Raw genomic sequence first — 20,308 nt, 5'->3', positions numbered from 1 at the left:
TTGTGCGCTAGGCTTCCGACTGTTCAGAAAACTCATTAAGTAATGACTCTATCAGTTTTAAGCGGCTTTGAGTATCTTCAAGCGACTGACTGATGCGCAGGCGGTTTGGACCGTCCAGTTTGTAATGATTCGGTGCTTTTTGAATTAAGCCGATAATCACTTCCGGGTTTATCTTAGTGTTATCAGCAAATTCAATGACACCGCCCTGATTACCGACATCCACTTTGCGAATGCCCAATTGTTCGGCATGGTTCCTTAGACTGGTTTGACGTAACAAGTTCTTAGCCGCGTCAGGCAGCAGACCAAAGCGATCAATTAACTCCACCTGAATGTCATCAATTTCTTTATTGGTTTCGCAATTAGCAATGCGCTTATACAGGCTAAGGCGATTATTAATATCCGGAATATAGTCGTCAGGCAGTAGCGCCGGTAACTTCAAGTCAATTTCTGAGCGCTCATGCAGAAGTTGAGACAGCGACGGCTCTTTGCCTGCTTTTAAGGCGTCTACGGCTTGCTCGAGCATGTCCATGTATAAGGTAAAGCCAATGCTCTCAATTTGGCCGCTCTGATCGTCGCCAAGCAATTCTCCGGCGCCACGAATTTCAAGATCATGGGTGGCCAACATGAAGCCAGCGCCCAAATCTTCCAACTGAGAAATGGCCTCCAGGCGCTTCGCTGCGTCTTTGGTCATCCGTTTGGGGTGAGGGGTCAGTAAATAAGCATACGCCTGATGGTGAGAACGTCCGACACGGCCACGAAGCTGGTGCATTTGCGCAAGGCCTAGATGGTCGGCGCGATCCATAATAATGGTATTAGCGCTTGGTATATCTATGCCGGTCTCAATGATGGTCGTACACACCAATACGTTAAATCGCTGGTGGTAGAAGTCCGACATAATTTGCTCAAGTTCACGCTCCCGCATTTGGCCGTGGGCAATAGTGACACGAGCTTCAGGGACCAGCTCTTCAATGTCGCGGGCGGTTTTCTCAATGGTTTCTACGTTGTTGTGCAGGAAGTACACCTGACCGCCACGCAATATTTCACGCAGAATGGCTTCTCGTACCGTCGGTTCGTCGTATTCACGCACGAAGGTTTTAACAGCCAGACGCTTCGCCGGTGGCGTCGCGATTATCGACAGGTCACGAATGTTATTCATGGCCATGTTCAGTGTTCGCGGAATCGGGGTTGCGGTTAATGTCAGAATGTCGACATCGGCTCGCAGCCGTTTAATGGTTTCCTTCTGGCGCACCCCAAAGCGATGCTCCTCATCGACAATCAGCAAACCGAGATCGCGGCACCTCACGGTGTCCTGCAGCAACTTGTGTGTGCCGATAATAATATCGACTTTACCATCTGCCAGGTCGCTAAGAATGGCGTTGGACTGCTTGGCTGTTTTAAAGCGTGAAAGTACCTCCACGCGTACCGGCATATCGGCGAAGCGGTCGCTGAAGTTTTCGTAATGCTGCTGAGCCAGCAAAGTGGTTGGTACCAACACCATCACTTGTTTGCCTTCGTTTACCGCTATAAAGGCGCCGCGCATCGCCACTTCTGTTTTACCAAAGCCAACGTCACCACAAACCAGTCGGTCCATAGCTCTTGGTTGTTGCATGTCATTTTTAACGGCTTCAATGGCGGCTTGCTGATCGATGGTTTCCTCAAACGGAAAGCCTGCTGCAAAGCGTTGGTAGTCTTCATCGTTAATTTTGAACGGGTAACCGGGCTTAGCCTCTCGGCGAGCGTAGATGTCGAGCAGTTCAGCAGCAACATCCCGCACTTTCTCTGCCGCACGTTTTTTAGCTTTTTCCCAAGTGTCGTTACCCAGCTTATGCAGTGGTGCATGGCTTTCTTCGCCACCGCTGTATCGACTCAGAACATTAAGATTAGCCACTGGCACATAAAGCTTCGAGCCACCTGCATATTCAATGGTGACAAACTCGGTAGTGACGTTACCGGCGTCCAGTGTTGTGAGCCCCTTATAACGGCCCACGCCATGGTCAAGGTGAACCACGGGTTGACCGGGTTGCAGTTCCGCCAGATTGCGAATGAGGGTATCGGCACTGACGGTTGCTTTTTGTTCGCGTCGACGACTTTGTACTACGCGGCTGCCGAAAAGCTCCGTTTCTGTAATGAACCAGAGTTTGGCGTCGGGTAAGTAAAAGGAGTTGACGATGGGGCTGACAATTAATCCAACACCTTTTGCAGGTGCGTCTCCTAAATGCTGGCACAGCGTGACTTTATGACCCAGTTTCGCAATGATTTCTCTCAGTGCTTCGCGTCGGCCGGCTGTTTCACCAGAAATAATAACCCGCTCTGAGTTCTCGAGCGCATTAGTGATAACTTTATTGAGCTTTTCAAAAGGCGCCTTTTGCTGGTGATCTGCGGCTATCTCAGTCACTGCCTGAGACTCAAATTGTACGGAACCCGGTTGTGCCATGTCGGCAGGAACGCTGGCTCGTACTCGTCGATACTCCTTAAAGTTAGAGTGAATCGCATCGACAGGTAAAAACACCTCATTAGGGTGCAGTAGCGGACGCAATGGGTCGAACTGGCGTTGGTCGTAACGGTGATTAATGTCCTGCCAGAGTCGCTCAAGGCTTGCCTGAATGTTGCCAAAGGTCACCAGAACCGTGTCTTCAGGTAAGTAGTCAAATAATGAAGCCGTTTCCTCAAAAAACAGCGGCAAATAGTATTCAATGCCGCCGGGTAGCTGGCCTTTACTGACTTGCTGATAAACCGATTCGCGCTCGGTACTGGCTTCAAAACGCTCGCGATACTGGGCACGGAACCGCTCAATCGCGGTTTTAGTCATTGGGAATTCGTGCGCCGGCAGCAGATTAATATCTTCTATTGGGTCTTTTGACAGCTGTGTTTCCGGGTCAAATGGACGAATGGTGTCAACTTCGTCATCGAAAAAGTCCAGTCGATAAGGCGTTTCGCTACCCATTGGGAACAAATCTAAAATGGAGCCACGCGCACTGAATTCACCGTGCTCCATAACCTGATTAACATGCCGGTAGCCAGCTCGCTCCAGTTTTTCCCGCAACTTAATGGCATCCAGTTGCTGGCCTTTTTCTATTTGTAGAGCCTGTCCCGACACGTAATAGGTTGGGGCAATGCGGTGCATCAAGGTATTGACGCTGACAATAAGCGCACCACGCTTGGCAGAGGGCAGACGTGCCAGCACTGACAGACGGTCAGAGATAATATCCTGATGCGGTGAGAAACTGTCGTAGGGCAGAGTTTCCCAGTCTGGAAAGAGTGTTATGTCGTCATGATACTCGGTGTGTTCGCCGGCAAAAAACTTAACTTCCTCCTCAAGGCGATAGGCCTGATTGGCATCGGCAGTAACCACCAATACCCGGCCCGGAGTCGAGTCAATCAGTTTGGCCAGAGCAAGTGCCGGAGAACTACCTTGGAGCTCCTGCCAGGTAATGTCTTTGTCTTTAGATGAAGGAAAGGGCGGTCGTAATACAGATGCCTTAGTCATGACTACTCAATAGTTACGTTAAAAAGGTTGCAGTAAAAGCTGCGCGAACGACGGTATTATACTGAAAATGACTAGGAATTGGATGAGTCGTCAGCTTTTTCCTCTGCATTATCTTTTTGTTCGCGGCGTTGTTTAGAGCGCTGCTTTAATTGGCGACTTTGCGCGTGCAGGCTGGCACGTATGAGGAGTTCCTGGTCTTCTTCGCGGATACGCTCGAAAGTTAGGGTGCATAAGTAGGTGTCGTTATCGTCGAGCGCTTCCGAGCTCTCAAGACGGACATAGCAGAATATAGCCAGTGCTTCTTCTTTAAAAAACAGCTTCGCCTGAAATAATTGGCCGCTTTCTGGCGGTGAGCCTGAAATCACCCGAATGCCGCCGCCGCCATATTCTTTTCCGGAAAAGCGGTGTGTCGCATCGTCTTCATTACGAAGCATGTAGCCCAGCAGAATATTCATGCGTTTGTGCTGCTGCTCAAGGAAGTCAACAAGAGCGCTGCCGGCAGGTTGCTCGACTTTAATGGCTTGTATTTTCTGGGTGTCGTTTTCAGCCATGCTAGAGGCAATTAAAAACAGTTCAGGAATTTGTGTTTCAAACTCCTCATCGGTTGGCAGCTGATCAGTATTCTCTAGCGGTACCAGGTTAACCGGGAAGTCTTCCTGCACGGTGAAGAAATCGCCTATTGGTGCTGTCATCGATGTCTGCGATTGCATCATTGCCTCTGCTTTTAGTTGTCAGGCTGTTAACAAGTCATTATCCTTGCTCGTAATGAATTAGCAACCACAAAAACATTGAGGGAACATGTTTCAGCCCGTCGAGCTGTTTATCGGACTGCGTTACAGTCGCTCGCGACAGGGATCACCCTTTACCGCCTTTATTAATCGCTTCGCTTTTATCGGCATTGCGCTGGGGGTTATGGCGTTGGTGGTGGTCATGTCCGTTATGAATGGCTTTGAAGGACAGCTGAAAGAGCGCATTTTAGGTGCAGTACCTCAAGTGACGGTGCATGACACAAACAACTCGCGCCAGTTATCGAATTGGCAGGACGCCCGCAAAGCGCTGCCGGACATTGACGCAGTGCAACAAACACTTCCTTATGTTCAAACTCAAGCCATCTTGCAATTAAATGAAAAGCTTTCTGTGGCTCAAGTGCAGGGCATTTACCCTAATAAAGCTGAACTGCCGGACTCGTTACGAAACAAATTGACACAGGGGCAGTGGACTTCACTAAACGCCGGCGACTACCACTTAATTATTGGGGAAAGGCTGGCGCAGAGACAAGGCTTAACGCCGGGCGATACTGTGCGTTTGGTGGCCGCAGAAGGTGGTGTTTATACGCCTTTTGGCTTGGTTCCCTCACAGCGACGTTTTGTTATCAGCGGGATATTCTCCATGGGCTCTGAAGTCGATGACTCGGTGGTTTTTGCACATGGCGATGACCTTGCCCGTTTAATTCGTTTGCCGCGAGACAATGTAACCGGCTTGCAACTGTATTTGGACGACGCGTTCAAAGCGCCCGCTGTGGCAGAGAACATTCGTAGCAAAACCGAGTTTACTGTGTCTGACTGGCGTTCAAGTTATGGCCAGTTGTTTGAAGCGGTGGGCATGGAGAAGCGCATGATGTGGCTGATGCTGGCGCTGATTATTGCAGTGGCCGCGTTTAATACGTTGTCGGCGCTTATTATGGTTATCAATGATAAGCGTCATGATATTGCTATTTTGCAGACTATAGGTCTTTCTCATAAAAGCATTCGGTCGGTATTTCTGATGCAAGGCTCTTACAACGGCGTGGTGGGCTCCATTATTGGCGTTATTCTCGGGCTGCTGGTCAGTCTGTTTTTGAATGACATTATGGCGTTAATGGGCGGAGGCCTGGCCGTGGGTAACGGCGGTTTACCCGTATCGATTCATGCAGGACAAATTTTCTTGATAGCAGTCGCCGCTATTGCACTAACCATTCTAGCGACGGTTTACCCAGCGTTACGGGCGGCTCACACGCAACCTTCGGAGGCGCTTCGATATGACTGATTTACTGCATTGTAGTGAGCTGAGTAAAACTTACCAGGACGGTGAAAGCCAGGTCGACGTATTAAAGTCGGTCGACTTTTCCATTTCTGCCGGAGAAATGGTCGCTATTGTGGGGGCTTCCGGTTCAGGGAAAAGTACTTTACTGCATATCCTCGGAGGTTTGGAAAAGCCGAGTAAAGGTAGTCTGTCGTTTAACGGTCAGGATATGACAACCTGGTCTTCAGACAAGCTTTCAAGCTGGCGCAACAGTAACCTCGGTTTTGTGTATCAGTTTCATCATTTACTGCCGGAGTTTTCAGCATTAGAAAATGTGGCTATGCCAAGACTGATAGCCGGCGAGAACCCCAAAGCGGCTAAGCAGGCGGCGGAAGCTTTATTGAAGCGAGTTGGCTTAGAGCATCGTTTATCTCATCGGCCGGCTCAGCTGTCCGGTGGTGAGAGGCAACGGGTGGCGATTGCCAGAGCCTTTGTGAACAACCCGGATATCGTATTAGCAGATGAGCCAACAGGGAACCTGGATGGCGAAGCAGCTGCCAGTATTTATCAATTAATGCTTGAGCTTAATAAAGAAAAAGGCACGGCTTTTATCGTTGTGACTCACGACAACACTCTGGCTGAACAGCTACACCGAGTGGAGCGATTGGTTGGTGGTACTTTGGATGGTAAGCAGTTGAGAGACGATACACAGGTGAACCATCAATGAGTTTAGCTTGGTTACTGGCAAAACGGTTCCGTAGCCGCCGCGATAAAAAGGGGTTTTTATCCTTTATTTCGGCGTCATCAACCACAGGTATTGCGTTGGGGTGCGCGGTACTCATTGCTGCGTTGTCTATGATGAATGGCTTTCAGAATGTTCTTCAAAATAGGTTGTTGTCGGTTGTTCCGCATGTTGAATATAGCGCGGTAGAGGGAGAGCTCAAAAACTGGCAGCTCATCAGTAAGATTGCGAAGGAACATCCCGATGTTGTTGCGGCAGCTCCCGGTATTAACAGTACCGTTATGGTGCAAACTAATACTAGCTTTCACGGTATTCAGCTAAAAGGTATCGACCCCAGTCATGAAAACAGGGTATCTGACCTCAGTAGTTACGTTAGTGATGAAGACTGGCAACGCTGGACTTCCGAAGGTGGCATTTTGCTGGGAGCAGGAATTGCCGAAAAGCTTAATGTACAGATCGGTGATTCGTTATCCATTCTGTTTCCTGAAAAATCTGCCAGAGGGTTTCAGTCTCCAAAGCGCAAGCGTTTAGAAGTGACAGGGCTGTTTGAATTTGGTGGTGAAATTGATCATCTGAACGCCTACGTATCGCTTAGCACTGCGATGGATGAACTTAGTATTGCCGATGGTGTGACGTCGGTCCGACTGGCGCTAAATGATGTATTCAAAGCGCCGACAGTTGCACAAGAGATCGGTAACCAACTGCCTGAATTGGTCTACCTGAATGATTGGACACGTACCCATGGTCACTTGTATAGAGACATTGAGCTAGTTCGCTCAGTGGTTTATCTCGTGTTGGTACTGGTTATGGCGGTTGCGTGCTTTAACATTGTGTCGACACTGGTTATGACAGTGGCCAAAAAGCGTCGTCAAATTGCAATGCTGAAAACGTTAGGTATGAAAGACCGGACTTTGTTACTGGCCTTTATGTTCCAGGGCATTATGAATGGGTTATACGGCGTGCTTTGGGGCGCTGGTATTGGTATTTTACTGGGACAATTTATGCCTGAGATTATGCGCTTTATTGAGTCTTTGTTTCATATCGACATTCTTGACGGCGGTATTTATTTTGTGAGCGAAATACCCTCGCAGTGGCAATGGAGCGATGTTGTTCTGGTGAGTGCTGTTGCGCTGGTAATGAGTTGGTTGGCGACAATTTATCCGGCCTGGCGTGCTATGAAAGTGGAGCCCGCAAAAGCATTACACGAGAGAGGTTAGTCGCTTTGGCGATTGCGCCATGCTTTAACCACAGAGCGGCGCCATAGCAAGCGAATGGCAACGTAGCCAATTAAGCTCGACAGTGTTCCCAGAATTAAACAGCCAAGAATAAATGCGGGGCCAATAGTGGAAATACTGTGTCCCAGCCACTCCCAGCTTAACTCAAATGCAAAAGGCTGTGGAGGCTCGGCCAGAATGGCATTGCCTACCAGATAACACAGATAAAACATGGGTGGCATGGTAATGGGGTTGGACACCCAAACCAGACCCACAGACAGCGGCAGATTAACCCGGAAAGGAATGGCCAAGGCTGCGGCTAATAACATCTGAAAGGGAACGGGAATAAACGCACAAAAAAGGCCAACAGCGAACGCCCCAGAGGCTGAACGCCGGTTCAAATGCCATAAATTTGCATCATGCAAAAGGCTGCCAAATATTCTTATTGCCTTAGACTCACGCACTTTTTGGTGGTCAGGCATAAAGCGTTGAATAAAGCGTCTGGCCATAATGTGATGTTTAATACCTGTTTCGATTTGCTCCAGGGAGGGAGCAAGCGATGGACTCTAAAACCATCAGGTTACTACTCATTGTTGTATTTTGCGGTATTTCGTGGGTGAATGCCAACCTTTATTGGCAAGAGTTTCAGTCACTACCTAAGAGCTATCTGGGCGCAGAATACTCTATTGAAATAACACTCGACGAAATCCCTCAAGTCTATCAATACCATACGCGTGTTACGGGCAGGGTTTTGCGTGTGAATGAATTCGTTCCGTCTTGGTACCAAGGCATTCGGGTACAGTTAAACCTTTACACTTACGATGGTACTTACGACGAAAGTATAGCCTTGAAAGCGGGCGATACAGTGCGCGGAACTGCGGTTTTTAAAGCCCCTAAAAGTTACCGTAACGATGGTAGCTTTAATTACAAAGCCTACTTAAAGCGACAGGGTATAAGTGCGGTTGGCTCGTTAAAAGACGTGACATTGCTTAACCGGAGCCCCAGCATTCGCCAGCAGATTTTCGATACTATCAAGAAAGCTGACCTAAGTTTCGCCGGTATTATTGCTGCTTTAACCATTGGCGAACGCAGTCTTCTGCCATACCAAGTCAAACAGGTTTGGCAAAAAACAGGGTTAGCGCACAGCCTCGCAATATCCGGCTTGCACATCGGTATGGTTATTGGCGCTGTGTTTCTTTTTGTGTCATTAGGTTTTCGTTATTTACCGTTAAGTCCTGCTTTTCGGGAACGCTATAATAAAAGAGTCGTGTGTGCTTGCGCAGGCATTGCGGTCGCTGTTTTCTACGCGTTTTTAGCAGACTTTGCGATATCGACGGTTCGCGCTCTTGTGCTCGCAGGTATTGTTCTGGCCCACAAGTTAGTTGCTGTTCGAATAACGCCACTGCAGTTACTGCTTAGAACCTGTCTTGGCGTTTTTATTGTTGACCCTTTCGCCTGGCAGGATGCTGGATTCTGGCTGTCGATTTGTGCCGTCACGGCATTGTTTTTCAGTTCCTGGCGCTGGCGCCCGAAAGAGGGGGGCTTTGCCAGACTCCGGCAACTTTGGTTCATTCAATGGGTGCTGTTAATTATTATGGCACCGTTGTCGGTGTATTTATTCGGTGGGTTTTCGCTGTTCGCACCCCTGGTCAACTTGCTGATACTGCCAATTATTAGCTTTTGGATTTTACCGTTGTCTCTTATTGCAACGGTGTGCAGCCTATTCGACGGTGTCAGTTACGCGCAGTGGCTATGGCATATTGCGGAACAGCCGCTGGCTTATGTCATGCCGTATTTAGAGAAGCTGAGCGGGCACCCGTCGAACTGGCTGGCAATCGACGCTCTAGCGGTGACCAGAGAAGCGCGTTTCGGTGCTTTATGGGCGCTTATTATTGCCTTTATTGTTCCAGTAGTCCGCAATTGGCAGCGAGCATTGCTGATTCTGTGTCTGCCGCTTTCCGCCTTTGTATTGCTCAATAGTCGTGACGGCCAGCTGCGCGTTCATATGTTAGATGTTGGACAAAGTCAGGCGGTCGTTGTGGAAAGAAATGGACGTGCGCTTCTTATGGATACAGGTGTTTCGTACCATAGCGGATTTAGTGTGGCAGAGCAGGTTATTGAACCCTTTTTAAGGTACCACGGGCTCGTGCCGGAGCTTGCCGTTATTAGTCATAAAGACATTGATCACAGTGGTGGTAAAGCGTATTTAGCAAAACGCTACCCGAACATAAAATGGCAAGGCGCTAAAACGAATGATCCTTGTGAGTCCGGGCGGGTTATTCACTGGAACGGTATGTCTTTGCATACCTACTGGCCGACAGCGTCCTATGCAAAAGGTGGTCAATTAAGCCGCAATAATGAGTCTTGTGTTGTTCAGTTACGCTGGAATGACTTTCAAATGTTGTTTCCCGGTGATATTGAAATGGCGGCAGAGCAGTCGTTACTCGCTTCTCTTGAGTCGAAAGGCGTGCTTAACTCCACCATACTTGCTGTTCCACACCATGGGAGCAAAACCTCGACAAGCTGGCCTTTATTACAGGCGGTAAATGCCAAGGCTTACGTTATTAGTTATGGTAAACATCGTGGCTACAATTTCCCGCACCGTTATACTGTACAGCGGCTAGAGCGCACCGGGTCGCCGTGGTACGGCACGCAGGAAGTCGGGCAAATAACAATAATCAGCGACGGGGACTCATGGAGTTTGGAGTTACCACATGAAAACAGGTAGAATGCACAAAGTTTTAATGACTTATATGAGACTACATGGATTCTCAGCAAAAAAAACAGACGACCTTTAAGCGTTTAATTGGTTATATCAAACCTTATAAGCTCGCTTTTATCGCCGCAGTTATCGGCATGATTGGTTATGCAGGCGTCGATACTCTATTTTTCTCTCAAATTGAAACCCTTATCGATGACGGATTAACCGAGCAAAACTCCGATATTCTTCTCTATGGTGCTATTTTTGTTCCGTTTTTCTTTATTATCCGTGGCTTTTTTAACTTTGCCTCCAGCTATTTCCTAAATTGGGTCGGTTTTAAAGTTGTCACTAAAATGCGACAGCAGTTGTTCGACCATCTGATGAAGTTGCCTGTTGCCTTCCATGACCAACATTCAACCGGCGATTTAATTTCTAAGATAACCTATGACACCCAGCAAGTCGCTGAAGCCAGTAGCCGGGCTTTATTGGTGTTAGTTCGCGAAGGCGCTTTTGTTATTGGCTTATTAGGGCTGATGTTTTATCAAAGTTGGCAGTTGTCGTTGGTGTTTCTGGTTGTCGGGCCGCTTATTGCTAAAGTTGTCGCGGTAGTGTCTAAACGCTTCCGTAAAGTCAGTAGCCGTATTCAAACGGCGATGGGCAATGTGACAACCACCGCAGAGCAAATGATCAACGGCCACAAAGTCGTCGTGATGCACGAAGGACAGAAGAAAGAGTCGACGCGCTTCGCAGAAATCAATAACACTACCCGTAACCAAAACATGAAATTGGTGAACACACGGGTTATTAGCACGTCGGTTATTCAATTTATTGCGTCACTCAGTTTGTCCATGGTGCTGGTTATAGCAAGCTTTCCGGAAATGCTGGGTGAGTTATCGGCAGGTGCATTCACGACCTTGCTAACCTCGATGATCATGCTGCTACGTCCGCTGAAACAACTAACTAACGTAAACAGCGATTTCCAGCGCGGTATTGCAGCGGCAACTAGCGTATTTACTATCCTCGACGAGCCTATCGAAATTGATAAAGGCTCAAAAGTGATTGACCGTGCGGCGGGTCATATTGAATTTGACGATGTCAGCTTCGGTTATCAGCAAGGCGACGATTTAGCGTTACAGCATGTCAGTTTTAACGTAGAGCCGGGCAAAACCATTGCGTTAGTAGGACGTTCCGGCAGTGGTAAGTCAACCATTTCGAACTTGCTGACGCGCTTTTACGACGTCGAGCAGGGGCGCATTTTGCTTGATGGCCACAACATTAATGACTACAAACTGAAATGCCTGCGTCGACAATTCGCACTGGTGTCTCAGCATGTCACCCTATTTAATGACACTATCGCTAATAATATTGCTTATGGTGCGTCAAAAGAGGTGTCAAAAGACGACATAATAAGAGCTTCTGAGCAAGCTTATGTCACTGAATTTACCGACAACATGCCAAATGGTCTGGATACTATGGTGGGTGAAAACGGTGTTATGTTGTCTGGTGGTCAGCGTCAGCGTATTGCAATTGCACGGGCGCTTTTACAAGATGCACCAATACTTATTCTGGATGAAGCAACCTCGGCTCTTGATACCGAGTCTGAGCGCCATATTCAGCAAGCCTTAGGCGCATTACGACAAAACCGCACAGCGATTGTTATTGCGCACAGGCTATCGACTATAGAGAACGCCGATGAAATTTTGGTCATGGACAATGGCGAGATCATTGAGCGAGGCACTCACCAGCAACTGCTCGATCAGGAAGGCGCATACTCGCAGCTGTATAACCTACAGTTCCACGGAGGCGCTTAATGTGGCTACAACAGCAGTGGTATAAGGCGCGTATTCATCCGCTTTTATTATTACTGGCGCCGCTGTCATTGCTGTTTTGGCTTCTGACAAACCTACGCCGCAGCTTCTACTTTATCGGCCCTTTTAGACGCTATAAAGCAGATGTGCCGGTTATTGTGGTGGGTAATATTAGTGTCGGTGGTACCGGTAAAACGCCGATGGTTATTGCGCTTTGTCAGTGGTTAAAAGAAGAAGGGTGGACACCCGGTATTGTTAGCCGGGGCTATGGCGCAAAAGGTCCATTCCCACACTCTATCAATGTCGGAGATGATGCAGAGAAGGTGGGTGACGAGCCTTTGGTTATTCGTAAACGAACCGACTGCCCTGTGATTATATCTCCTAAGCGCGTTGAAGCGGCTAAGTATATGGCCGAACAGCACCCTGATGTTGATATTATTATTTCTGACGATGGTCTCCAGCATTATGCACTGAAGCGTGATATTGAACTTATTATGTTGGACGCAGAGCGCGGCGTGGGGAACGGATGGTTGTTGCCGGCCGGCCCTCTTAGAGAAGGACCATGGCGACTTAAAGGCTCTCAGTGGGTGGTATCAAATTATGGTCGCCACCCGTTTGCCCGCTATGTGACGGAAGTTGAGAACGGTCAGTGGTATCGGGTTAACGACGATGAACAAACCGAACTGGATAAAGAGCAACCCTATAATGCAGTTGCTGCTATAGGTTACCCTCAGCGATTTTTTAACTCTCTGAGAGACCAGGGTTTTGAGGTAAAGCAGACCGTGCCTTTTAATGATCATCACGAGTTCGTTGAAAGCGACTTTGATAACCTGACAGATTTACCGATATTAATGACCGAGAAAGACGCTGGCAAATGTCAGTCATTTGCTCGGGAAAATTGGTATTATCAGCCAATAGCGACCAAACTGCCTGACTCTTTGAAAGAGCAGTTACTGAAAGAACTGGAAAGGAAACAAAATGCCCATTGAAGCTAAGACGTTAAACATTTTGGCGTGCCCTAAGTGTAAGGGAAAGCTGGTTCATTATGCAGAGAAAGACGAACTGGTTTGTCGTGGTGAACAACTTGCCTATCCTATCAGTGAAGGTATTCCTGTTCTTATTGCCGATAAAGCCCGGGAAGTCAGCAATGAAGAGTTAGAAAAGGTTCCTTCATGAGTTTTACCGTTGTCATTCCTGCTCGCTATGGTTCGAGTCGTTTACCCGGTAAACCTTTAGCTGACATCGGTGGCAAGCCTATGGTTCAACATGTGTACGAACGTGCGCAGGAAAGTGGTGCAGGGCGGGTTATCGTTGCGACTGATGACAGCAGAATAGAAAGCGCGGTAAAAGCCTTTAGTGGTCAGGTATTAATGACCTCACCGGATCACAACTCCGGTACTGAGCGCCTGGCGGAAGTAATAAGTAAGCTCAATATTGAAACGACCGAAGTGGTCGTCAATGTGCAGGGCGACGAACCTTTTATTCCACCTGAAATTATCCGTCAGGTCGCGGATAACCTGGCTAATCAGACGGCAGCACCCATGGCGACTCTGTCTGTACCCATTGAAGACGCAGAGGACGTATTTAACCCCAATGCAGTCAAAGTGGTTACTGACAGCAGAGGTTATGCATTGTATTTCAGCCGCGCGGCGATACCCTGGAACCGCGATGAATTTGCGAAAGAGCAGCCATTACAGCAGGCAGTTATTGAGAGTTATCAACGTCACATTGGTATTTATGCGTATCGTGCGGGTTTTGTATTGGACTACATTACCTGGGAAAGCAGCCCACTTGAGCATATTGAGTCATTAGAGCAGTTACGCGTACTTTGGCATGGCGAACGTATTCATGTCGCTGAGGCAATAAAAACGCCCGCGGCAGGTATCGACACTGAAGCCGACTTGCAGCGGGCGCGAGCACTGGCCAGCGGCTAAGCTGGCCTTGCCGAATGTCTTAGTCCATCTTTGACATTTGCGCATACTCATCTTCGAAGAAGAATTTCTCTTCCCCAAACGCTGGCTTAAGATGATGCAGCCATGTTGCATCCGGGTCATATTTTGCGAAGAATGGGCGTTGTACCCAGTCAGGATTACGGCCCTGAATAAAGCGCAATGCAAACACTTTCTCACCGGCAATTTCCGTCACACCCTGAACTTCGACTTTTCCTGGCCCGGCACTCATTGATGGCCCACGAACAGTACGGGCAATACCCGAAACTTGCTGGTACGCCTTTTGGAAAATTTCCCAAGTACGCTCAAGTGGTACTTCAAAGTAGCGTTTCGCACCGGTGTCACGTTCAACGAACATGTAGTATGGGATCATGCCCAGTTGCACTTGTTTCGTCCACATGTTTGCCCAAGCGTCCGGGTCATCATTAATGTGGCGCAGTAAAGGCGCCTGACAGCGAATTTGCACGCCAGTGCTGCGTAAACGACGAATGGCTTCCTGACACACTTCAGTGCGTAGCTCATTCGGGTGGTTAAGATGCGCCATAATGGACACGTGTTTACCACCATCAACCAGACGTTCAAGTAGGCGTAACATTTCATCCGCATCCGGGTCGGTAATGAAGCGATACGGCCAGAAAGTCAGAGACTTAGTACCGATACGAATGGTTTTAATGTGTTCAAACTCAGGTTTCAGCAGCCCTTCAAGGTACTCCGCTAGCTTACGGGTGCGCATAACCATTGGGTCGCCGCCCGTTACCAGTAAGTCTGTCACTTCTTTGTGCTGTGCCAAGTAGCGATGCAGCTGATCGGCGTCGTTAGAGTTAAACCGTGTTGCCTTGCCCACAAACTGTGCCCAACGGAAGCAGAAAGTACAGTAAGAATGGCAGTATTGCCCCTGCGCAGGGAAAAACAGAACCGTTTCACGGTATTTGTGCTGCATGCCCGGTAATGGCTCGCCATCCACATGGGGCACGTTCATCTGCATTTGTCCGGCCGGGTGCGGGTTCATTTCCTCACGTAACTGTGTTGCCAGGTCAAACACTTCATTCGTTGTGTGTTTACCCGACATTAAGTCAGCCATGCGCTGAAACGCAGACGGCTCAAGCATGTCTTTTTGTGGGAAAGTTAGCTGAAACAGCGGATCGTTGGGTACATTCTCCCAATCAATAAGCTCGTTAAACACGTATTCATTGACCCGAAATGGCAGTACGTTGGCAACGACTTTCATTTCAAAACGCATATCAGCAGGCACTTTGTTCAATGCTTCTATTTTATCAAGCTGTCGGTGCTGATAGACCTTGAATCGACGAGGTTTAATGATGGGTTGTTGTACGTTAACTACTTGCTGCATAAGCCTCTCTGTAATTATCTGCAGTAAGTGACAGACACTCACTGAAAATGAAATCGGCCTTGTCGCTATGGGTGGCCAGCGAAATGCGACGTAGTATAAATAAATTGAAGGGCAGTTGCACGTTTTCTAAGGAATAAAAAGCAACGTACACGAACTAATTGTCGGTATCTTCGGGAAAATTATTGAATTTCGAGCAATAAAAAAGGCGCTCATCGAGCGCCTTTGTAAACGGTAGTTAGCCTTACTTTTTGATTGGGCTAAATTCACGCTGTGTGTAGCCAGTGTACAACTGACGAGGACGACCAATTTTCTGGTTTGCTTCGCCCATCATTTCGTGCCAGTGAGACACCCAGCCAACGGTACGTGACAGTGCAAAGATAACGGTAAACATATTCGTTGGAATACCGATAGCTTTCAGTACGATACCTGAGTAGAAGTCGACGTTCGGGAAGAGTTTCTTCTCAACGAAATAGTCGTCTTCAAGCGCAATGCGCTCCAGCTCCATTGCAACGTCCAGTAATGGATCATCACGGTTAAGCTCTTTAAGTACTTCGTGGCAAGACTCACGCATAACAGTTGCGCGTGGATCCATGTTTTTGTAAACACGGTGACCAAAGCCCATCAGACGGAATGGGTCATTTTTGTCTTTTGCTTTTTCGATGTACTTAGGAATGTTCTCAACAGAGCCAATTTCAGCCAGCATACGCAAGCACGCTTCGTTAGCACCACCGTGAGCCGGTCCCCATAATGACGCAACACCCGCTGCGATACACGCATATGGGTTTGCACCTGAAGAGCCTGCTAAACGCACAGTAGAGGTTGATGCGTTTTGTTCGTGGTCTGCGTGCAACGTGAAGATACGGTCCATAGCGCGAGCAACCGCCGGGCTAATTTCGTAGTCTTCAGCAGGTACAGAGAACATCATGTTTAAGAAGTTTTCTGCGTAGCCTAAGTCATTACGTGGGTAGACGAACGGTTGGCCGATGCTGAATTTGTAAGCCATTGCTGCAATCGTTGGGATTTTAGCAATTAAGCGATACGCACTGCGCAGACGCTGATTTTCATCATGAATGTCTAAGTCATCATGGTAGAACGAAGACAAAGCACCCGTGACAGCACATAGCATTGCCATTGGGTGTGCGTCGCGGCGGAATCCGTTAAAGAAGTTGTGGATTCCCTGATGCACCATTGTATGTTTAGTAATAGTGCTCTTGAAATCTTGGTACTGTTCTTCAGTTGGCGCTTCGCCGTGCAACAACATGTAGCAAACTTCTAAATAGTCTGCCTTTGTTGCAAGCTCACCGATAGGGTAACCGCGGTGTAAAAGCACACCGTTTTCGCCATCGATGTAGGTGATAGCCGACTCGCAAGAGCCCGTAGCCAGGAACCCTGGGTCAAAAGTGAAGTAACCATGTTTTCCCAGTGTTCGGACGTCAACTACATCCTTACCTGCCGCCGGTGAAAGTACTGGCAGTTCAATGGATTGGCCGTCAATCTGTAAAGTGGCTTTACGATCAGCCATAAGGAAATCTCCTCACTGTTTACTTTGAAAAAGTGGGCTAATTTAACTCGATCATGCCCGTAAATGTCAATTTAATTCGCAGAACGTGAACTAATTCTAGCAAAGTATACGTAGTGAAGATGAAGAAAAGATTACTCATTTTTGAGTTAAGTTAGACTTTAGTCGCATGACTAAACAGTTCACTTATCGAATCGTTGTTTTGTCGTTGTAAAATGTGGCTTGGGTCGATATACTCTTTCACCGTATTTGTGACAAATATCTTGTTACACACACGTGAAAGACATTTCTTTTGTGCTTTATTAAAAGGCAATCTATCGTGAAAAAAGAAAGACCTGTTAATTTAGACTTATCAACTATTAAATTTCCTGCCGCTGCCAAAGCATCTATTTTGCACCGTATCTCAGGTGTCGTAATGCTGGTGTCTCTTGCTTTCCTTATTTGGGCTTTTGCTGTTTCCCTTAGTGGACCAGAAGGCTTTGCTCAAATCGAAAACCTGATGACCAGCTTTATCGCTAAATTTATTGGCTGGGGTATTTTGACAGCGCTAGGATTTCACTTAATTATTGGCCTGCGTCACTTAGTCATGGACATGGGCTACTGGGAAGAGCTCGATTCGGGAAGAACCAGCGCAGTTATTTCAATTGTGCTTTCTATTCTTCTTTCCGTGCTAGTAGGAGTTTGGCTATGGTAACAGCAGCAGCTACTTTCGGACGCAGCGGTTCGCACGACTTTATCCTTCTTCGTGCCAGCGCTATCGTTATTTGTTTATACGCATTATTCATGGCGGGCTTTTTCATTTCTACGCCAGATGTCACCTATGAAGTTTGGAGTGGGTTATTTGCTAACATCTGGATGAAAGTGGCCACTATGCTGGTTCTGACAGCCGTTCTTATCCACGGTTGGATTGGCATTTGGCAGGTACTGACTGACTACGTTAAAGCCGCTGGCTTACGTGCTTTCATTCAGCTGGTTTTCAGCGTTGGTCTCATCGCTGTTTGGCTCACTGGCTTATTCGTACTGTGGGGTGTTTAAGTGAACGTTAAAACTTTAGAATTTGATGCAGTGGTGATTGGTGCTGGCGGTGCCGGCATGCGAGCAGCGCTGCAAATTTCCCAAGAGGGAATGAGCTGTGCGTTGATGTCGAAAGTGTTTCCAACGCGCTCTCACACGGTTTCTGCACAAGGTGGTATTACCGTTGCTTTAGGTAATGCACACGAAGATGACTGGCAATGGCACATGTTCGACACCGTAAAAGGGTCGGATTACATTGGTGACCAGGACGCTATCGAATACATGTGTAAAGCAGGTCCGGAAGCTATTCTGGAACTGGAAAACATGGGCTTGCCTTTCTCACGTTTTGAGAACGGTAAAGTTTACCAGCGTCCATTTGGTGGTCAGTCAAAAGAGTTCGGTGGCGAGCAAGCCGCTCGTACCGCAGCAGCTGCTGACCGTACTGGTCACGCGCTTCTGCATTTGCTGTATCAGCAAAACGTTAAGAACAAAACTACCGTGTTCTCTGAGTGGTATGCACTTGATCTCGTGAAGAACCAAGACGGTGCTATCACGGGTGTAACAACTCTGAACATGGAAACCGGCGAAGTTTATTACGTGAAAGCCAAAGCGGTTGTCTTAGCAACTGGTGGTGCTGGTCGTATCTACGCTTCAACCACGAACGCACACATCAATACCGGTGACGGTGTTGGCATGGCGTTACGTGCCGGTGTTCCTGTACAAGACATGGAAATGTGGCAGTTCCACCCAACCGGTATTGCCGGTTCAGGTTGCTTGGTAACTGAAGGTTGCCGTGGTGAAGGTGGTTACCTGTTAAACAAAGACGGCGAACGTTTCATGGAGCGTTATGCACCAAACGCAAAAGACTTAGCGTCGCGTGACGTTGTTGCCCGCTCAATGATGACCGAAATTCGTGAAGGCCGTGGTTGTGAAGGTCCTTGGGGTACACACCTTAAGTTGAAACTGGACCACTTAGGCAAAGAAACGCTGGAAAGCCGTTTGCCAGGCGTTTGTGACTTGTCTCGTACCTTTGCTCACGTTGACCCGGTTAAAGAACCTATTCCGGTTATTCCAACCTGTCACTACATGATGGGTGGTATCCCAACCGACGTTAACGGTCAGGCTCTGACTGTTGATGACAAAGGTGAAAGTAAACCAGTACCAGGTCTGTTTGCTTGTGGCGAAATTGCCTGTGTATCTGTTCACGGTGCAAACCGCTTGGGCGGTAACTCACTGCTTGACCTTGTCGTATTTGGTCGTGCGACCGGTATGCACTTAGGTGAAACCTTAGCGGCTAACAGTGAAGCGCGTGAATCTTCAGCATCTGATGTTGAAGCGGCAATGGCTCGCTACAACCGTTGGGGAAACACACAGAAAGGTGAAGATCCAGCGCAAATTAAGAAAGACCTGCAAAACTGCATGCAGATGAACTTCTCGGTATTCCGTGAAGGCGATGCAATGGCAGAAGGTCTGAAAGAATTGAAAGAAATTCGTGAGCGCTTGAAGCATGCACGTTTAGACGACACGTCGAAAGAGTTCAATACTCAGCGTGTTGAGTGTATGGAACTTGATAACTTAATGGAAACGGCATACTCAACTGCGGTTGCAGCAAACTTCCGTACTGAAAGCCGTGGCGCGCACAGCCGTGCTGACTATCCTGACCGTGACGACGAAAAATGGTTGGTTCACTCTGTTTACCGTCCAGAATCTGAAGACATGGTTACTCGTCAGGTTAATATGGCACCGAAACTGCGCGAAGCTTTCCCTCCGAAAGCTCGTACGTACTAATTAAGGGGTTACAGCGATGAAAACATTGAATATTTCGATTTATCGTTACAACCCGGATGTTGATGACGCACCGTACATGAAGGACTACACCCTAGAGGTGGAAGAAAACCAAGACATGATGGTGCTGGACTTGCTTATCAAATTGAAAGAGCAAGATCCGTCGTTGGCGTTCCGGCGTTCATGCCGTGAAGGCGTTTGTGGCTCTGACGGCCTTAATATCAATGGTAAAAATGGGTTGGCGTGCATTACGCCAACATCAGCATTGAAAGGCAGCAAAATTGTCATTCGTCCATTGCCAGGCTTACCGGTTATTCGTGACCTTATTGTTGATATGAGCCAGTTCTATCAGCAGTATGAGAAGATTAAGCCGTACCTGATTAACGACGAAAAAACGCCGCCAGCGCGTGAGCGTCTGCAGTCTCCTGAAGAGCGTGCTAAGCTTGATGGACTGTATGAATGTATTTTATGTGCATGTTGTTCAACATCATGCCCGTCGTTCTGGTGGAACCCTGACAAGTTCATTGGTCCTGCCGGCCTGTTGCACGCGTATCGTTTCTTAATCGATAGCCGTGACACAGCAACCGACGAGCGCTTGGATGATTTAGACGACGCATTCAGTGTGTTCCGTTGCCACGGCATTATGAACTGCGTCAATGTTTGTCCAAAAGGGTTGAACCCAACTAAGGCTATTGGCCACATTAAATCGATGCTGTTGAATCGCGCGGTTTAAAAAC

17 protein-coding genes are annotated in these 20,308 nt (G+C 47.9%); 12 read left to right on the top strand and 5 right to left on the bottom strand.

Going from position 1 to position 20,308, the window contains the following annotated elements; translation table 11 throughout:
• Positions 1-7: 7 nt before the first annotated feature.
• Entirely contained in the window at positions 8-3,487 is a 3,480-nt protein-coding gene (gene mfd, locus UM402_RS07875) for a transcription-repair coupling factor (protein ID WP_058578950.1), read from the bottom strand.
• Between the two features lie 71 nt (positions 3,488-3,558).
• Positions 3,559-4,200 (bottom strand): PilZ domain-containing protein, encoded by a 642-nt coding sequence (locus UM402_RS07870; protein WP_058578951.1) that lies wholly within the window; start codon positions 4,198-4,200, stop codon positions 3,559-3,561.
• Positions 4,201-4,285: 85 nt separating this feature from the next.
• Between UM402_RS07870 and UM402_RS07865 the strand changes: the two genes are divergently transcribed.
• The 3 genes from UM402_RS07865 to UM402_RS07855 are packed head-to-tail and all read left to right on the top strand — an operon-like array spanning position 4,286 to position 7,447.
• The gene (locus UM402_RS07865; RefSeq protein ID WP_058578952.1) at positions 4,286-5,512 is read left to right on the top strand and encodes a lipoprotein-releasing ABC transporter permease subunit; all 1,227 of its coding nucleotides are present in this window, start codon (positions 4,286-4,288) and stop codon (positions 5,510-5,512) included.
• A complete protein-coding gene (lolD, locus tag UM402_RS07860; RefSeq protein WP_058578953.1) occupies positions 5,505-6,215 on the top strand; it encodes a lipoprotein-releasing ABC transporter ATP-binding protein LolD in 711 nt (236 codons plus the stop codon). The genes UM402_RS07865 and lolD overlap by 8 nt, the downstream gene beginning before the upstream one ends.
• Positions 6,212-7,447 carry a lipoprotein-releasing ABC transporter permease subunit gene (locus tag UM402_RS07855; RefSeq protein WP_058578954.1) on the top strand — a complete coding sequence of 412 codons (1,236 nt, stop codon included), beginning with the start codon at positions 6,212-6,214 and terminating at the stop codon, positions 7,445-7,447. The genes lolD and UM402_RS07855 overlap by 4 nt, the downstream gene beginning before the upstream one ends.
• On the opposite strand, the gene UM402_RS07850 is transcribed toward UM402_RS07855, so the two are convergent.
• Positions 7,444-7,953 (bottom strand): DUF2062 domain-containing protein, encoded by a 510-nt coding sequence (locus tag UM402_RS07850; RefSeq protein WP_053952381.1) that lies wholly within the window; start codon positions 7,951-7,953, stop codon positions 7,444-7,446. The genes UM402_RS07855 and UM402_RS07850 overlap by 4 nt on opposite strands.
• A gap of 50 nt (positions 7,954-8,003) precedes the next feature.
• Here UM402_RS07850 and UM402_RS07845 point away from each other — a divergent pair, with 50 nt between their 5' ends.
• From UM402_RS07845 to kdsB, 5 genes are read left to right on the top strand one after another with little or no spacing between them, the layout of a single operon-like run.
• Positions 8,004-10,172 carry a DNA internalization-related competence protein ComEC/Rec2 gene (locus UM402_RS07845; RefSeq protein ID WP_058578955.1) on the top strand — a complete coding sequence of 723 codons (2,169 nt, stop codon included), beginning with the start codon at positions 8,004-8,006 and terminating at the stop codon, positions 10,170-10,172.
• 35 nt (positions 10,173-10,207) lie between these two features.
• Entirely contained in the window at positions 10,208-11,956 is a 1,749-nt protein-coding gene (gene msbA, locus UM402_RS07840) for a lipid A export permease/ATP-binding protein MsbA (RefSeq protein ID WP_058578956.1), read from the top strand.
• A complete protein-coding gene (gene lpxK / locus UM402_RS07835) occupies positions 11,956-12,942 on the top strand; it encodes a tetraacyldisaccharide 4'-kinase (protein WP_058578957.1) in 987 nt (328 codons plus the stop codon). The genes msbA and lpxK overlap by 1 nt, the downstream gene beginning before the upstream one ends.
• Positions 12,932-13,129 carry a Trm112 family protein gene (locus UM402_RS07830; protein ID WP_058578958.1) on the top strand — a complete coding sequence of 66 codons (198 nt, stop codon included), beginning with the start codon at positions 12,932-12,934 and terminating at the stop codon, positions 13,127-13,129. The genes lpxK and UM402_RS07830 overlap by 11 nt, the downstream gene beginning before the upstream one ends.
• The gene (kdsB, locus tag UM402_RS07825) at positions 13,126-13,887 is read left to right on the top strand and encodes a 3-deoxy-manno-octulosonate cytidylyltransferase (RefSeq protein WP_058578959.1); all 762 of its coding nucleotides are present in this window, start codon (positions 13,126-13,128) and stop codon (positions 13,885-13,887) included. Before UM402_RS07830 ends, kdsB begins: the two co-directional genes overlap by 4 nt.
• Before the next feature lie 19 nt (positions 13,888-13,906).
• Here kdsB and UM402_RS07820 read toward each other — a convergent pair whose 3' ends face one another.
• Both UM402_RS07820 and gltA read right to left on the bottom strand, forming a co-directional pair.
• On the bottom strand, positions 13,907-15,253 hold the full coding sequence (locus UM402_RS07820) for a KamA family radical SAM protein (protein ID WP_058578960.1): 1,347 nt from the start codon (positions 15,251-15,253) through the stop codon (positions 13,907-13,909).
• 241 nt (positions 15,254-15,494) lie between these two features.
• A complete protein-coding gene (gene gltA / locus UM402_RS07815; protein ID WP_058578961.1) occupies positions 15,495-16,775 on the bottom strand; it encodes a citrate synthase in 1,281 nt (426 codons plus the stop codon).
• Between the two features lie 316 nt (positions 16,776-17,091).
• Here gltA and sdhC point away from each other — a divergent pair, with 316 nt between their 5' ends.
• The 4 genes from sdhC to UM402_RS07795 are packed head-to-tail and all read left to right on the top strand — an operon-like array spanning position 17,092 to position 20,304.
• Positions 17,092-17,466: a succinate dehydrogenase, cytochrome b556 subunit gene (gene sdhC / locus UM402_RS07810; protein ID WP_058578962.1), complete on the top strand. Its 375-nt coding sequence runs from the start codon at positions 17,092-17,094 to the stop codon at positions 17,464-17,466.
• Positions 17,460-17,807: a succinate dehydrogenase, hydrophobic membrane anchor protein gene (gene sdhD / locus UM402_RS07805; protein WP_053952372.1), complete on the top strand. Its 348-nt coding sequence runs from the start codon at positions 17,460-17,462 to the stop codon at positions 17,805-17,807. The genes sdhC and sdhD overlap by 7 nt, the downstream gene beginning before the upstream one ends.
• Entirely contained in the window at positions 17,808-19,574 is a 1,767-nt protein-coding gene (gene sdhA, locus UM402_RS07800; RefSeq protein WP_058578963.1) for a succinate dehydrogenase flavoprotein subunit, read from the top strand.
• Between the two features lie 16 nt (positions 19,575-19,590).
• A complete protein-coding gene (locus UM402_RS07795; RefSeq protein ID WP_058578964.1) occupies positions 19,591-20,304 on the top strand; it encodes a succinate dehydrogenase iron-sulfur subunit in 714 nt (237 codons plus the stop codon).
• Positions 20,305-20,308 lie beyond the last annotated feature (4 nt).

The organism is Idiomarina sp. OXR-189 (assembly GCF_034373425.1).
Classification (GTDB): Bacteria; Pseudomonadota; Gammaproteobacteria; order Enterobacterales; family Alteromonadaceae; genus Idiomarina; species Idiomarina zobellii.
This window is presented reverse-complemented; position numbering and strand designations above follow the sequence as displayed.

What these genes read in the sequence shown, in the direction of transcription:
- mfd (WP_058578950.1), bottom strand. Translation starts at nt 3,487, where the DNA reads ATGACTAAGGCATCTGTATTACGACCGCCCTTTCCTTCATCTAAAGAC.
- UM402_RS07870 (WP_058578951.1), bottom strand. Translation starts at nt 4,200, where the DNA reads ATGATGCAATCGCAGACATCGATGACAGCACCAATAGGCGATTTCTTC.
- UM402_RS07865 (WP_058578952.1), top strand. Translation starts at nt 4,286, where the DNA reads ATGTTTCAGCCCGTCGAGCTGTTTATCGGACTGCGTTACAGTCGCTCG.
- lolD (WP_058578953.1), top strand. Translation starts at nt 5,505, where the DNA reads ATGACTGATTTACTGCATTGTAGTGAGCTGAGTAAAACTTACCAGGAC.
- UM402_RS07855 (WP_058578954.1), top strand. Translation starts at nt 6,212, where the DNA reads ATGAGTTTAGCTTGGTTACTGGCAAAACGGTTCCGTAGCCGCCGCGAT.
- UM402_RS07850 (WP_053952381.1), bottom strand. Translation starts at nt 7,953, where the DNA reads ATGGCCAGACGCTTTATTCAACGCTTTATGCCTGACCACCAAAAAGTG.
- UM402_RS07845 (WP_058578955.1), top strand. Translation starts at nt 8,004, where the DNA reads ATGGACTCTAAAACCATCAGGTTACTACTCATTGTTGTATTTTGCGGT.
- msbA (WP_058578956.1), top strand. Translation starts at nt 10,208, where the DNA reads ATGGATTCTCAGCAAAAAAAACAGACGACCTTTAAGCGTTTAATTGGT.
- lpxK (WP_058578957.1), top strand. Translation starts at nt 11,956, where the DNA reads ATGTGGCTACAACAGCAGTGGTATAAGGCGCGTATTCATCCGCTTTTA.
- UM402_RS07830 (WP_058578958.1), top strand. Translation starts at nt 12,932, where the DNA reads ATGCCCATTGAAGCTAAGACGTTAAACATTTTGGCGTGCCCTAAGTGT.
- kdsB (WP_058578959.1), top strand. Translation starts at nt 13,126, where the DNA reads ATGAGTTTTACCGTTGTCATTCCTGCTCGCTATGGTTCGAGTCGTTTA.
- UM402_RS07820 (WP_058578960.1), bottom strand. Translation starts at nt 15,253, where the DNA reads ATGCAGCAAGTAGTTAACGTACAACAACCCATCATTAAACCTCGTCGA.
- gltA (WP_058578961.1), bottom strand. Translation starts at nt 16,775, where the DNA reads ATGGCTGATCGTAAAGCCACTTTACAGATTGACGGCCAATCCATTGAA.
- sdhD (WP_053952372.1), top strand. Translation starts at nt 17,460, where the DNA reads ATGGTAACAGCAGCAGCTACTTTCGGACGCAGCGGTTCGCACGACTTT.
- UM402_RS07795 (WP_058578964.1), top strand. Translation starts at nt 19,591, where the DNA reads ATGAAAACATTGAATATTTCGATTTATCGTTACAACCCGGATGTTGAT.